General features: G+C 62.7%; 13 protein-coding genes and 1 tRNA gene. 6 read left to right on the top strand and 8 right to left on the bottom strand.

The features are described from left to right. The coding region (locus HWY45_RS19425; protein ID WP_150999185.1) for a transposase at nucleotides 1-342 on the top strand (342 nt) is incomplete at its 5' end. Between the two features lie 68 nt (nucleotides 343-410). On the opposite strand, the gene HWY45_RS19430 is transcribed toward HWY45_RS19425, so the two are convergent. Together HWY45_RS19430 and HWY45_RS19435 are read right to left on the bottom strand one after the other, a co-directional pair. After that, nucleotides 411-495: transfer RNA gene (locus tag HWY45_RS19430), tRNA-Leu, on the bottom strand. Nucleotides 496-759: 264 nt separating this feature from the next. Beyond that, nucleotides 760-1,248 (bottom strand): hypothetical protein, encoded by a 489-nt coding sequence (locus HWY45_RS19435; protein ID WP_059884033.1) that lies wholly within the window; start codon nucleotides 1,246-1,248, stop codon nucleotides 760-762. A 352-nt stretch (nucleotides 1,249-1,600) separates the two neighbouring features. On the opposite strand from HWY45_RS19435, the gene HWY45_RS19440 reads away from it, so the two are divergent. Next, a complete protein-coding gene (locus HWY45_RS19440) occupies nucleotides 1,601-2,275 on the top strand; it encodes a LuxR C-terminal-related transcriptional regulator (protein ID WP_059884034.1) in 675 nt (224 codons plus the stop codon). Nucleotides 2,276-2,349: 74 nt separating this feature from the next. On the opposite strand, the gene HWY45_RS19445 is transcribed toward HWY45_RS19440, so the two are convergent. Both HWY45_RS19445 and HWY45_RS19450 read right to left on the bottom strand, forming a co-directional pair. Next, on the bottom strand, nucleotides 2,350-3,903 hold the full coding sequence (locus tag HWY45_RS19445) for a methyl-accepting chemotaxis protein (RefSeq protein WP_059563022.1): 1,554 nt from the start codon (nucleotides 3,901-3,903) through the stop codon (nucleotides 2,350-2,352). A 677-nt stretch (nucleotides 3,904-4,580) separates the two neighbouring features. Then, nucleotides 4,581-5,183, bottom strand: coding sequence for a nucleotidyltransferase family protein (locus HWY45_RS19450; RefSeq protein ID WP_059884035.1), 603 nt, complete (start codon nucleotides 5,181-5,183; stop codon nucleotides 4,581-4,583). A 165-nt stretch (nucleotides 5,184-5,348) separates the two neighbouring features. Between HWY45_RS19450 and HWY45_RS19455 the strand changes: the two genes are divergently transcribed. The 3 genes from HWY45_RS19455 (at nucleotide 5,349) to HWY45_RS19465 (ending at nucleotide 7,285) form a co-directional block, all read left to right on the top strand. Beyond that, nucleotides 5,349-5,771 (top strand): ACT domain-containing protein, encoded by a 423-nt coding sequence (locus tag HWY45_RS19455; protein ID WP_059884036.1) that lies wholly within the window; start codon nucleotides 5,349-5,351, stop codon nucleotides 5,769-5,771. 121 nt (nucleotides 5,772-5,892) lie between these two features. After that, nucleotides 5,893-6,219 carry a hypothetical protein gene (locus tag HWY45_RS19460; RefSeq protein WP_124481012.1) on the top strand — a complete coding sequence of 109 codons (327 nt, stop codon included), beginning with the start codon at nucleotides 5,893-5,895 and terminating at the stop codon, nucleotides 6,217-6,219. Nucleotides 6,220-6,379: 160 nt separating this feature from the next. After that, nucleotides 6,380-7,285 carry a LysR family transcriptional regulator gene (locus HWY45_RS19465; RefSeq protein WP_059884037.1) on the top strand — a complete coding sequence of 302 codons (906 nt, stop codon included), beginning with the start codon at nucleotides 6,380-6,382 and terminating at the stop codon, nucleotides 7,283-7,285. Between the two features lie 107 nt (nucleotides 7,286-7,392). On the opposite strand, the gene HWY45_RS19470 is transcribed toward HWY45_RS19465, so the two are convergent. From HWY45_RS19470 to HWY45_RS19485, 4 genes are all read right to left on the bottom strand, one after another. After that, nucleotides 7,393-8,748, bottom strand: coding sequence for a 3-phosphoshikimate 1-carboxyvinyltransferase (locus HWY45_RS19470; RefSeq protein WP_059884171.1), 1,356 nt, complete (start codon nucleotides 8,746-8,748; stop codon nucleotides 7,393-7,395). 196 nt (nucleotides 8,749-8,944) lie between these two features. Then, a complete protein-coding gene (locus HWY45_RS19475; RefSeq protein WP_059884038.1) occupies nucleotides 8,945-9,805 on the bottom strand; it encodes a phytanoyl-CoA dioxygenase family protein in 861 nt (286 codons plus the stop codon). Nucleotides 9,806-10,048: 243 nt separating this feature from the next. Beyond that, a complete protein-coding gene (locus HWY45_RS19480; RefSeq protein ID WP_081059801.1) occupies nucleotides 10,049-10,654 on the bottom strand; it encodes a thiamine pyrophosphate-dependent enzyme in 606 nt (201 codons plus the stop codon). 190 nt (nucleotides 10,655-10,844) lie between these two features. After that, nucleotides 10,845-11,420: a thiamine pyrophosphate-binding protein gene (locus HWY45_RS19485; protein ID WP_081059802.1), complete on the bottom strand. Its 576-nt coding sequence runs from the start codon at nucleotides 11,418-11,420 to the stop codon at nucleotides 10,845-10,847. A 1,032-nt stretch (nucleotides 11,421-12,452) separates the two neighbouring features. Here HWY45_RS19485 and HWY45_RS19490 point away from each other — a divergent pair. Then, nucleotides 12,453-13,934, top strand: coding sequence for an aldehyde dehydrogenase (locus tag HWY45_RS19490; protein ID WP_059884039.1), 1,482 nt, complete (start codon nucleotides 12,453-12,455; stop codon nucleotides 13,932-13,934). The last annotated feature ends 67 nt before the right edge of the window (nucleotides 13,935-14,001 follow it).

Below are 14,001 nucleotides of genomic sequence, written 5' to 3' on the forward strand. Positions count from 1 at the left end.
GTGGCGCTGGACGCGTTCGATACGAGCCCGTGGGGTACTAAATACCCTCCGATTGCCGCGCTCTGGCGCCGAGCCTGGGATCAGGTGATTCCGTTCTACGCCTTCGCGCCGGATATCCGGAAAATTGTATATACGACCAACGCGATCGAGTCGCTGCACATGCAGCTTCGGAAGATCATCAAGGCGCGCGGCCACTTCCCGTCGGATGAGGCCGCGCTCAAACTGATCTGGCTGGCGCTGCGCAACGTCGTGGCCAAGTGGACCGGTTCCCGGCACGATTGGAAGAGTGCGATGACGCAGTTCGCACTGCTTTACCCGGAACGATTCAACATCGGAGTCTGAATCTCAACCCCGCCTCACACACGGAATTCCGGATACCTCCTACAAAGCGCATGAACATGAAAATACTTTGGTGCCGACGGCGAGACTCGAACTCGCACAGCTTTCGCCACTACCCCCTCAAGATAGCGTGTCTACCAATTTCACCACGTCGGCATTTCAATGCAATCAGAATGCACCAGGCCTCGTATCGCGGACAGCCCTGCCAGCCATGAGCCAAGCCGCACTTTGTAATGTGCACCAAGGGCATGTTTAGATACGAACCCGCGCGCCTCGCGGCGCTACCCCCTCAAGATAGTGCGTCTACCAATTCCGCCACCTGAGCAAGAGGGTCGCCATTGTAACTGCACATGGCAGTTTTGTGAACGCCTTCCGGCCCGAAATTCGACGCGACGCGAACGGGTCGCCGCCTTTTCCCGCTCAGGACGGCCGCGCGAACCCCGATTCGACCCACCGGTCGGCGCTCGCCTTGGTGAGCTTGAACCCCGCCGATACCTTCGCGTCGCCCAGCAATCCCCCGAACCGGTCGAACGCCTTGAGTTCCGCATAAGGCTCGAACTCGTCCGGCACGATATCGAGCGTGACCGACACTTCATTCTCGCCGGCCCACACCGTCACCTCCTTGTGCAGCATCGCGCGCCGCTGCTGCTCGTGCCGCATCAGCACCTCGCTCGCGGTCTTGACGAGCGTGCGGAACGCGTTCGCATCCATCGGCTTCGGGTTCTTCTTGTCGCGGCCCATCGTCCACGGCCCGACCAGCGCCGGTTCGGCTTCGCCGTCCTTGACCATCTCGACGGCCCAGCCGTCGTCGTCTTCATTCTTGATGATGCGCGCGGTCCAGCCGTTGTCGCGCCAGAGGGTGTCTTCGTGGAGGGTGGTGTCGTCGGCTTGGAGGTCGGAATCGGTCATGGATCAATCGGGAAAACAGGCGAGGGCGCACGCTGCACGCGCCGGCGTGCCGCCCGCAATGGCATTCGAAGCCCGCAATTTTACCCGCTGCCACGCTCGCCGCAGCGCGCCGGCCCCAACGTCGGCCATTCGGCCAGCCGGACGGCGGCCGGTGCTTCACCGCACCGGGCCAAATTAAAACTCGTACCAGCGTTCTGAGGCGCATTTAAGTTCGTGTCAGATATCCCGCGCCGCGCCGAATTCGTAGAATGACGATCAGGCTATAAATCGCCTGAACAGGAAAACCGAAGCCGACCTCCGGACGGCGGCGCGCGACAGCCCGCCGACACCGCGGCAACCAAGGGAAGCGCGTATGGGGAAATTCAGTATCCGCACCGTCTTTGCGTACGACTGGCCATTGACGCTGGCCGGCATGGAACACGTCGCCGGCAACGGCTGCGCGATCGAACTGGTTGGCGTCTACCGGCGCGTGGGCGACATGGTCGCGGCGCTCGGCAGCATCGACTGCGACGTCGTACTCGTCGATTACGCGATGCGAGGCGACGGGCAGATGGATGCGCTGCAGCTGCTCGACCGCTTGCGGGCATCCCGCGAAGGCGTCGGCGTCGTCGTGCTGGTCACGGACGAGAGCCCGGTGATCGTCCGGTCGATCCTCGCGCAGGGTGCGTCGGGCGTCGTCAGCAAGCTCGACGACGTCGGCCACATCGTCACCGCGATTCATTCGAGCTACGCGGGCGGCAGCTATCTGTCGCCGGCGGTGAGGCACACGCTCACGCCGGCCACCGAAAACCGCCAGAGCACGCCGAAGCTGTCGCCGCGCGAAATCGAAGTGATCCGGCTTTACCTGTCCGGCGTGTCGATCAAGGCGATCGCCGAGCGGCTGAACAAGGGCAAGCAGACGGTCAGCGCGCAGAAGATCAGCGCGATGAAGAAGCTCGGCGCAAAAAACGACGTCGAGCTGATCTCGCGTGCGGCGTGCCTCGGCCTGCGCGACGGCGCGAGCGTCGTCGCTTCGGTGCCGGCCTAGGCGCGCGGCGCGGCGGCGGTGCATCGCTGCGATGCGCCGCGGCCGCTCATCGACAAAGCGCGGCGTGAGACGTATCAGGCCGGCAGTGCAAACCGCGTGACCGCATCCCGCAGCGCTTCCGCCTGATCGCGCAGCGAATGCGCGGCGGCGGCCGCCTGCTCGACGAGCGCCGCGTTCTGCTGCGTGACCTGATCCATCTCGCCGACGGCGCGGTTGACCTGCTCGATCCCCGCGCTCTGCTCGCGCGACGCGTGGCTGATTTCGTCGAGGATCTCGTTCACGCGCCGCACCGACTGCACGATCTCGGCCATCGTCTCGCCCGCGTTCGTGACGAGCGTCGCGCCGTGCTCGACGGTTTCGTTCGACGACACGATCAGAGACTTGATCTCCTTGGCGGCGGTGGCCGAGCGTTGCGCGAGCGAGCGCACTTCGGCCGCGACCACCGCGAAGCCGCGGCCTTGTTCGCCCGCGCGCGCGGCTTCGACGGCCGCGTTCAGCGCGAGGATGTTGGTCTGGAACGCGATGCCGTCGATCACGCCGATGATGTCGCCGATCTTGTGCGAGCGGTCGGTGATCTCGTTCATCGTGCGCACCACGTCGTCGACCACTTCGCTGCCGCGCGTCGCGACCTGCGCGGCCTGCTCGGCGAGCGACGCGGCCTGCGCGGCGCTGTCCGCGTTCTGCTTCACGTTCGCGGTCATCTCGTCCATGCTCGACGCGGTCTGCACGAGCGCGGCCGCCTGCTCCTCGGTGCGCTGCGACAGGTCGGTGTTGCCGGCGGCAATCTCGCCCGCGCCGACGTTGATGTTCTCGGTACCCATGCGCACGCGCGACACCATGTCGATCAGCCCGCCCTGCATCGTGTGCAGCGCGTGCAGCAGGCTGCCGCGGTCGTTCTGCTTCACGTCGACCTGCGCGGTCAGGTCGCCTTGCGCGATGCGTTGCGCGGCGGCCAGCGCGTCCTCGAGCGCGCCGCCGAGATTCGCGCGCACGCTCTTCAGCACGAGCACCATCACGGCCGTCGCGATCGCGCCGAGCACGGCGGTCATCGCGAACCAGCGGCCGATGCTCGCGAGCACGGCCGTCTGCACGTCGTTCATGTACATGCCGGTCACCACGTACCAGTCCCACGGCGCGAAGCGCTGCACCGCGCTCGTCTTCGACTGCGGCTCGCTCGAGCCGGGCTTCGGCCACAGGTATTCGACGAAGCCGGCGCCGCTGCCCTGGTTGCCGGCCTTCACGATCTCGACGAACAGGTGCTTGCCGGCCGGATCGGTGAAGCCCGACACGTCCTTGCCGTTGAGCTCGGACTTGATCGGATGCATCACGATCACCGGCTTCGAGTCGTTGATCGAGATGTAGCCGTCCGCGCCGTGGCGCATCGCGGCGATCGCTTCCAGCGCCTTTTGCTTCGCATCGGCTTCGGGCATCGCGTTCTGCTGCGACAGCTTGTAGTAGTGGTCGCTGACGCTCACCGCTTGCGCAATGAGCGCCGCCAGCTGGTCGCGGCGGTCCTCGATCATCGATGCGCGCGTCTGCCACGCGCCGAGTCCTGCGATCACAAGCAGGCCGAGCCAAAGGATGACGATCATCGAAGCGAGTTTCTGATTCAGGGAGAGGTTGCGCATGGTCGGTTCGGTCGGTCGATCGGAGAAACGCGCCGCTTGCGGCGTGACGGGATGACTTTCTTGACGGCCGGCGTTGTGCACTGCCGTAGAGGGGAAATCCCTAACAGGGAAAAATGGTGTGAAGAATGCCGCGCCGCGCGTGCGGCGGTGCGTCGCGTTCCGTGCAAGGTTTGACCGCGAGCGGATCGCCGCGTGAAAACAACGGGGCGGGAGCATGGGCGGGCGTCGCCCGTCACGCCGATGTGCGGCAGAGCGTGCGGCGGAATGTCACGGCGTCAGGTGAAGGTGAAGGCGAAAGCGAAGGTGAAGGTGAAGGTGAAGGTGAAGGCGCGGGCGCGGGCGGAATGGGGCGGCGCGTGTCGGACCCGATGCGCACGCGCGCTTGCACCACGCCGGTGCGCGCGGTGAGCGGGTATGCGGAAACGGGCGTCGCGCGACCCCTAGACGGGATCCTTGCTTGGCGGCCCCTCGGGCTGCTGCGGGCTGTCGTGATGTCCGGGCGACGGTGGCACGAGCGGATCGCCTTCCGGGTCGCGGGTGGGATCTGCCGGGGGCTCGGGCAACGGAGTCGTGTGGTCGGTCATGGAGCGCTCGCGAAGATCGTGACGGGCGGCGCGGTGCGCCGGCGCCTCGTCTCCTTTATAGGCAATCGGGCGCGCGTTTGCACCCGGATTCGCTCAGCGCTCGTTGCGCCCGCGCGCGAGGTCGGCCGGCGTATCGACGTCGCGCAGGATCGCCGGATCGTCGACGTCGAGCAGCGTCATCGGCTCGCGGGCGAACAGCGCGCGCGCGCCGGTGTCGCCGTCGAGCGCCGCGAGCGCATCGTAATGGCGCTCGGCGAAGCCGACCGGATGGCCGCGCGTGCCGCGATGGACGGGCGCGACGATCGACGCGGCGCCGGTGTCGAGCGTGCGGGTGACGAGTTCGTAGGTGGACGGTGCGATCCATGGCATGTCGCCGAGCGCGACCAGCCAGCCGCAGGCGTCGGCGCTTGCGCGCACGCCGGCGGCGAGGCTCGCGCCCATGCCGCGTTCGGCGTCGGGCGCGAAGATCACCCGGCAGCCGGCTTCGTTCAGCAGCATCGCGAGTTTCTCGGCGCCGGGGCGCACGACGGCGACCACGTCGGCGGTGGCCAATGCGAGGCGGCGGGCGGCCGCGACCGCGACCGGCGTGCCGTCGGGAAGCAGCGCGAGCAGCTTGCTTTGCAGGCCGCTCGGATCGAAGCGCTGGCCGAGGCCGGCGGCGAGGAGCACGCCGGTGGCGAGCGACGCATGGGACATGGGAGCAGCCGGTGAGAGATGTATCGCGATTGTGCGGTGCGGCGTCGACGCGGCGCAAGCCCGGGATACCCTTTGCCTTTGCCGCGCGATGCGGCCCTGCCTTGCCCGCATGCAAGCGGTGATCTAGATTTTTTTTATCGAGGTGCGTCGGGCAGGAGGGCTGCCATGGAACTGAGCGTGGAACATGTCGACGTCTGGGCCGCAACCATCGACGACAAACCGGGCGGCCTTGCGCGCGTGCTGGGCGCGCTGCGGGATGCGGGCGCGGACCTGCAGTTCATCGTCGCGCGCCGCACGTCGGAGGCGCCGGGCAAGGGGGTCGTGTTCGTCGCGCCGCTGCAGGGCGACGCGGTGGTGCGCGCCGCGACGCAAGCGGGGTTCAGCGTCACGCCGAGCGTTCACTCCGTGCGCGTCATGGGGCTGGATCAATTGGGCGCGATTGCGCAATTGACGCAGATGCTCGCTGATGGGGGGATCAATCTGCGCGGCGTGTCGTCGGCCGTGCTGGGTTCGCAGTTCATCGCGTATCTCGGGGTCGACTCGCGGGACGATGCGGAGAAGGCGGTCGATATTCTGCAGCGGGCTTGAGGGGGCCTCCGAGCCGCCGGGAGGATGTTGTGTGGTTTGGGCCACGGCCCGGACAGTCTCGTCGTGCGAGACCGTGCGGAATCAGGGGAGCGGCGATCGGACGCTAACGCGATTCGGCTCGATGCAGATATTTGGGATATGGCAGAAGATGTCGCTGAGGGCATCGATCGCGGATAGCCATATCAAGCTTCTCTTTTCCTGCGATTGCAATGTTGCCTTTGGTGAAGTGGAGAGTCATGCCACTTCGACAGAAGGTATGTCCTCGGGTATTGGTTGGACAAACAGAAAGAGAGGGCCAGCATGTGCGATGAACAATTCCCGCCTGGGCAATCGCATGCTCATTGGCGGAGGCCGTGCAGCAGCGGATGATATCCGGCGGCCGGTGGCAACGACCACCGGCCTGGCCGGGGCAGCGCCAGGCAAGCTGGTCCGTGCATGGCGTTTCTGACGCAACATTCCCGAAGCGGTAATTGCGCGCGACGACGATAGTCGATCACGTTCGTGCGCGCTTCGAGGCCGATCCGAATCCTCTCCCCAGGCCGCAGAATTCACCGGATGACTGGAAGGGTAATAGACAGCCGCTTCAAACTACATTCTCGCGAACCCCTATGAATCTACGTAGCGTTGATTTGAACCTGCTGGTCGTGCTCGAGGCGCTGCTGTCCGAAAAGCACGTGACGCGGGCAGCGATGAAGGTCGGGTTGAGTCAGTCAGCCATGAGCAGCGCGCTTCGACGCTTGCGAATGCTGTTGCGCGACGACTTGCTGATACGCAATGCTTCGGGTATGGAGCCGACGCCACGCGCGCTGGAACTGGAGGAACCGCTGAGACAACTCCTTCGGCAGGCTGAGCGGCTCATCAAGTCCAATAATTCGTTCGATCCTGGAACGACTGAGCAGCACTACCGACTCAGGATGTCGGACGTTCTCGAGTATCTGCTGATGCCGTCCCTGCTGGCTCAACTCGAGAAGGAAGCGCCCAACGTGACGCTTGACGTGGTGCATCTGCCGCCGCGCCAGACCGTGACTGCACTCGATGCAGACGATATCGATATCGCCGTCAGCATGGATCTCGAACATACGAGCGCGGTAAGATCGGCGCCGCTGTTCGACGACCGCATGGTGTGCGTGCTGGCACGGAATCATCGGCATGCCGCCGACGAGATGACGATGGAGCTGTTTCTCGAACTGCCGCATCTCAAGGTTTCGATCAGCTCGACCGACGGACGCTACGTGGATGCCACGCTGGCCGGCATGCAACGCGTCCGGAACGTGGCGTTGAACGTGCCGCATTGGCTGGTGGTTCCCCACCTGCTGCGCCACTCGTCGATGATCGCGGTGATGTCCGCGCGCCTGGCCGACCGCTTTGCGGAAGACGGGCTCGTACTCAAGGAACTGCCGTTCGCGTCGACGGGTTTTCATTGGTCGATGTACTGGCATCGGCGCCACGATAGCGTGCCCGCGCAAGCGTGGATGAGAGAAAGGATTCGCGCGGCGGTCGAGCTGCTTGCCTGACGCCGCGCCAGATTTCCGCAACGCGTCGCATGCCGGCGTCGGAGGACCGGTCCGGCAGCGGCCGATCCTTGCGTTGACAAGCACGGAAATGGGTGGTCGTTGCGGCCTTACTCGTCGATAACCGCAGGGCCGGAGACGACGCGTTGTACCGGTGAGAATTCCGCGCCGAGCGCCTCGAACTGTGTGAGGAACTCGGGGAAAGAGCAGATCACGTCGTGGAATCCGTCGATGTGGCATGGGCGGCGGAACTTAAGCGACGCCACGAACAGTGACATGAAGTTGCGATGATCGCCGCAACTGGTGAAGAACACCCCGCCTTCATAGTCGTGCTTGCCGTGCGTGACGAATCCGTCGATATCGCCTTGCTGATTCCACAGCAGCTTGATGTCCGCGCCGAGCTTGGTGGCCTCGGTGACCATCGATTCGATGCGCGACGACTTGTGAAGCCGCGTCACCGAGCCGCCCACGACGCGGAATTCGCCTTCCACGAACAGGCTCAGCGCAACCAGGGTCGGGATGATGTTCGGGCCGTCGCTGACGTCGACCTCATGTTTGCCGGACAGCCTGGCGTGAACGCTGGAAACCAGCAGTTCCTTCGCCGTGTCGTCATGCATCACCTTCACTCCAAGCGCCTTTACCACATCGATGAAGATCTGCTCGCCCTGTAGCGTGTCACTGGTGATGCCGCGGATCACATACTCGCCCGGGAAAACCGTGCATGCGAACAGCAGGTATGACAGCGACGTGTAGTCGGCGTTGATGTGCGAATCGAATGCGGTGTACTCGCCGGGCCGAACGGAAAAATTGCTGAATCGCGCATCGACGTCGATATCGATCGATGCCTTGCGCAGGAAGTCGACCGTTTGCGCAATATAGGATTTCGACAGGACCGGTTCGCTCTGGTGAATCGTCATCGGCTGGTCCGACAGCGGCGCGAGAAAGAGCAGCGCGGTGACGAATTGCGAGCTGACGTCGCCCGGCAGCTCGGCATGCGTACGCGAGATCCGCTGTCCCCAGTTGATGACGGGCGCCTTGCCGGGGTCGCCGATATGGTGGATGTTTGCGCCGAGTGAGGCGAGCGCGTCGAACAGCGGCTTCATGACCCTGCGGCGCAGCGTGTGATCGCCGGTCAGGATGGTGGGCGCGCGACGTGCGCAAGCGATGGCCGACAGCGTGCGGAACACCAGCCCCGAGCCTTTCGCGTCGATCACAAGGGTATCGTTCGTGAAGTTGCGGCCCACGCCGATAACCTCGAGAAAGCCGTCATGCTCGCTGATTTGCGCACCCAGTTGCCGGCAGGCTTGCTTCATCGTGTCGGTTTCGAGGCAACGCAGATCATTGTGGATTCGGGAGCGGCCGGTAGCGAGGGTCGCGGTGACAATGGCGCGCTGGGTTTCCGGCTTGGATGCCGGTACAGACATCACGGGTTTCAGGTGCGGTGCGGGGTTCACTCTCAGGTACATGATGACCTCGGTTGTCTTGACGAGATATCGATACATTCACATCTGGATGATGTGAGCATCGGCTTTGCTCAAGCAGTCGCTGGAACGGGAATATCCCGGGATGTACTTCGGGCGAAGCGTTCATGACGGAACGGCCTCGACCGGCGGAGAAACGGGCAACGGGCAGCGACAGGAGCGGTCACGGCCCGTCGATGCGTCACGCAACCGCATACCCCGCGGATTTCATGTCCGACATCGGCTTTTTCAGGTGCGAGCCTTCCTGCACCTCGTAGAGGGAACCGAAATCGCGCTCCGCGATCGGCAGGTAGTGCAGGCCTGCCTCCACGCGCGCCACGCGGGCCGGTTGGCCGCGCAACAGTCGAACGCCCGGTTCGTTGTGGGCGGCGTGCGGGCCGAAATAGATCGGAAACGCGTCGGCCGCGCGGTAAGCCGGCAAGAACGTGCGGCGCGGGAGATCGGATGTATTGCGTTCGGACGCATGCAGTGTCAGGCAGTGCAGGAACAGCACGCCGCCGGCCTTGACTTCGACTTCCACGGCTTCCGATTCGACGACGTCCGACACGGTGCCGCGGAAAAAGCCGTCGATGTCGTGCGATCGAAGGCCGCGACGGTGCGAGCCAGGGATGACGCGAAGACAGCCATTTTCCCGGGTGGCGTCGTCGAGGAAAATCAACGCAGTCACCAGATCCGAGTTCGTGTGCGGATAGTAGGAAAAATCCTGGTGCCACTTCACGACGCTGCCGACCTTCGGGCCTTTCATGTTGATCTTGCTGTAATGGAACAGCACGTCGTCGCCGATCAACTTCTGTACACAGTCGAGCAGGGCGGGGTCGGCGGCCAGGCGCTCGAATACGTCGTGCTTCTGCGTCGGTGACCAGATTCGCCGTACAGTTGCACCGTCCTGGGGTTCCATCTCGAATGCCTTGCCGAGATTGCTCGGGTCGAGCAGCTCGTCGATCGCGCGGATCGCCTCGCCGATTTTCTCCGCATCGAAAATGTTGTCGACCACCACGAATCCATGGCGAGCATAGAGCTGGGCTTGCTGAGCAGAAATCATCACATCTCCTTCAAAGAAAAAATGGAAAACGACTGCCGGAATGCTTGCTGATGGCGCTGGCGCCCAGGCGGAAAATTCAGGTTGTGCTCAGGAGCGATTGCGCGGGGGGCAAGCCTGAAGATCGGTTATGGAATTGAAATTTTGTACTGCGTATAAATATAAAGAGCCGGGAAAAAGTATTTCTCCATGTGACGGCCTGTCGTCTAAAAACCGGGATCGCCTTCGAGAGTTGCGCGATGCGACTTAGTCCAGCGCGATGTCGCCAAGCAGCGCCGTCCTGAAGCGGTCTTTGAGGTAGGACCCGTCTCGAGGCGGCATGACGAGGGCCGGCTTGTTTGCAGCAATCTTGATCTGCGAGAACAGCGGACCGGTGCGCGCATGCACCTTGTATCGAAGGTCGGTGACATCCTGCGGTGAACGAATGACTGATGCGCGCTCGATGCCGCAAGCCCGCGCGACCCCGGCAAGGTCGATTCCGCTGGCAGTGTGCGTGCGCTGCCTGCCGGTTTCGCCATAGCATTCGTTGTCGAGCACCGCAATCGACAGGTTCCTCGGTTGCTGCACGCCGATGGTGGCGAGTGCGCCGAGCTGCATCAGCATTTCGCCGTCCCCGGTGACGACCAGCACGGGACGGTCGGGCTGCGCGAGCGCAAGGCCGAGACCCACGGTGGATGCCGCTCCCATGGCGCCCCATACGGGAAAGTTGAGCGGGTGATCGCCGGCTGCGGTGATGTCCCACACGGCCGAGCCCAGGCCGCTGATGACGAGGAGATTCTCGCGAGACTCGAGCAGTGTCGATACGACCCATCGACGCTCCAGTAACCCGTTCAACATGATGTTTTCAGGCATCGGTTTTCCTTGAGGTGCTTTGTCCGGTTCCGGCGGAGCGAACAGTCAGGTGGCAGGCTGACGAACTTTTGGTATCGAGCCGGCCGGGTCATGTCGATGACGGGCGAACCGGCCGATGGCGACCAATTGGCCGGAATCGATCGCTTGCTGCTGCCACTCCGGTGACCGGGCGGTGTTGACAGGACTTGCTTCAGAATTTTCCGAATGACTTGGCGCCAATCACGCGCTGCGAAATAAGCACGGCGGTTGCCTTGTAGCCATAGAAGGCCATCTTGAGCGCCGCTTCGACGCTCGGGGCGACGTCTTCTGCCGTTGCAGCATGGATGACGGCGAAATCGAACAGTTCGAAGCACTTGCGCGCGGCCTGTCCCATCGGAATTTGCCACGGGACGAACTCGCCCCATTCTCCCCGCATGGTTACGAGAATGACGGCGGGCATCGTGCAACTGCGGATCAGCGAAAGCAGGTTGACGCAATTCCCGACCCCGGAGGACTGCATCAGCAAGACCGCGCGTTGTCCGCCAAGCCAGGCACCGGCAATGACGCCGACACCTTCTTCCTCGGTCGTCAGGGAAATGGTCCGGATCGAGTCGTCCGAGTCGAGCTTCTCGATCAGTCGGGCATGTCCGCCGTCCGGCACATAGGCGGCTTGCGCGACGCCGAACTTTTTCAATAATGCATGGAGCTGGTCGGGCCATTCGGCGGCGACGCCTGGCGCGCCAAAATCGTATGAATCCAGGTTTGTGGTGGGGGGTGATGTCTGCATTTCTGCGTACCTCAGAAAGCGAGCGAGTTGATTCGCGCTCTCATGGTTGGGGTAATACCAAACGTCTTATTGCGTACAATTCTAAATGCCGCTTAAAACAAATCAACGATGCATCACATCGAGCGTCACTTCGCGGGGAGTGCCGGCCGAATCCTGTATGACGAAAATTACGTCGTGAAAGGCAATGCGATCCGCCTGCTTGTAACGAGATAAACAAGAAGGCATTTCCCGGCGGTGACGTAATTCGCGACGAGACGAGTCGATCGGCAGCGTGATCGATCAATGACGTCGCTTGGCGTATCCAGGGGTCCAATCATAAACGCTTAAATAACAGAATTGAAATTGATAGTTGCGATATCGGTATTTATTCGGTAGATGCAAATCTCGTCGGAACTGTCTTGGGAAGATGCATCACGGTCGTTCCGGAATCCACGCAATCGTGGAGTCGCCGGTGCGATGCGGCCATCTACCTGGCGCGGGCAGCGCGAGCGGAGCTCACGCCAGGCGGCGAACCTGTATTCAAGCGTGTTGCAGGCCGAGGGATAGGTGCGCAGAAGGGAATGGGGCGGTCCTGGGCCCGGGGGAGTTCACCGTCCGGTATCGAGATGGCCGTTATGCCGGCCCGACTCGAAGGGTTTGTCGAGGTTCCACGAATCAGGTTGCCAAAGACCCAAAAAAGCCGCAATCTTGAATCCCGCTTTCGATGCTTTTCGTTTGCCGAGAATTCCGGGCACCGTGCTTGTGATGAGTGCGTGCGGTTATATTGTCAATGAATGACCGCATGCGCGATCTCTATTCCACTTGGATCATGAATTAATTGCGCACCCGGTTGGTGCAATTTTGGGAACCGGCGGGGATGGCGTCCGCCAAGTGGTTCAATCAATCCGGTTTCAATGGAGTAGTGGAACTGGACTACCCGCCATCATGATGTATCGCTATTTCACGCATCACTTCCTTTGACAAGTAGGCGGCCAACCGAAGGAAGCCCGTTCACAGACTCGCAGGTCGGCGAGACTCTCTGTTAATCCACGCATGAAACGTTATCTGAACTACATCGACGGTGTATTCGTCAGTCCCGATTCGAACGCATGGCTTCCCAGCGTCAATCCGTATACGGGGGAGAACTGGTGCGAGATTCCGCGAAGCAACGAGCATGACGCGAAGGGCGCGATCGATGCGGCCAGTCGCGCATTCCGGAGCAGTGCGTGGTCGTCGCTCAACGCGAGTCAACGGGGTGCATTGCTGCGCCGGCTCGCCGATCTCATCAAGGAAAATGCCGAAGCGCTGGCTCGCATCGAGGTAGCGGACAACGGCAAGCTGATCACCGAAATGCGCGGTCAGCTTCGGTACATCCCCGAGTGGTACCACTACTACGGCGGGCTGGCCGACAAGATCGAGGGCAGCGTGCTCCCGATCGACAAGCCGGACTATCTGGCGTTTACGCGGTACGAGCCGCTCGGCGTGGTTCTGGCCATTACCGCGTGGAATTCTCCGCTTCTCCTGCTGGCCTGGAAACTGGCGCCGGGCTTGGCGGCCGGCAATACGTTCGTGATCAAGCCGTCCGAGCACGCGACTGCGTCGACGCTGGAGTTTGCGGCCCTGTTCGAGCAGGCCGGATTTCCACCCGGCGTAATCAACGTCGTTTCCGGCTATGGATCCGAGATCGGCGACGCGCTGACAAGTGATCGTCGGGTCGCCAAGATCGCGTTCACCGGATCCGATTCAACGGGGCGCAGAGTCAACGAGCAGGCTGCGAAGGATTTCAAGTACGTGACGATGGAACTGGGAGGAAAATCGCCGAACATCGTCTTTGCCGATGCCAATGCGGAGCAGGCGATTGCCGGGGCAATCTCGGGAATCTTTGCAGCGGGCGGACAAACCTGCATGGCTGGATCGCGTCTGCTGCTTCAGGAGCCGATCTACGATGAATTTACCCGGCGACTGGTGGAGGCAAGCAGGTCCGCCGTGCTTGGCAATCCCATGGACGATGCGACACAGATCGGCCCCATTGCCAATCGGCCGCAGTATGATCGCGTGCTTTCCTGCATCGAGATGGGGCGTGCCGACGGCGCCAGGCTCGTGCTGGGCGGTCGCCCCTTCACGGAGGGCGATGCGAAGCATGGCTTGTTCATCGAGCCCACGATCTTTTGCGATGTTTCCAACGACATGCGGATTGCGCGACAGGAAGTCTTCGGCCCCGTGCTTGCCGTGATTCCGTTCAAGACCGAGGAAGACGCGGTTGCCATCGCGAACGACAGTCCGTATGGCCTGGCCGCCGGCGTCTGGACGACGGACATGGGAACGGCGCTGCGCATGTCGAGGCAACTCGAGGCCGGTACGGTGTGGGTCAATTCTTATCGCGCGGTTAGCTATCTTGCCCCGTTTGGCGGTTACAAGCAGAGCGGTATCGGTCGCGAGAGCGGGTACGAGATGATCAAGGAATACCTGCAGACCAAGACCACGTGGATCTATTCGGGCGCGGCCAGCCCCGACAATCCGTTCGTGATGCGATAAATCCGCGATGCGTGCGCGGCCAGGGCCTGCGGGCGATGTCATGTGCGTCGCACCTGGCAAGCCCTGG

This window comes from Burkholderia stagnalis, from assembly GCF_902830275.1.
Lineage (GTDB): Bacteria > Pseudomonadota > Gammaproteobacteria > Burkholderiales > Burkholderiaceae > Burkholderia > Burkholderia stagnalis.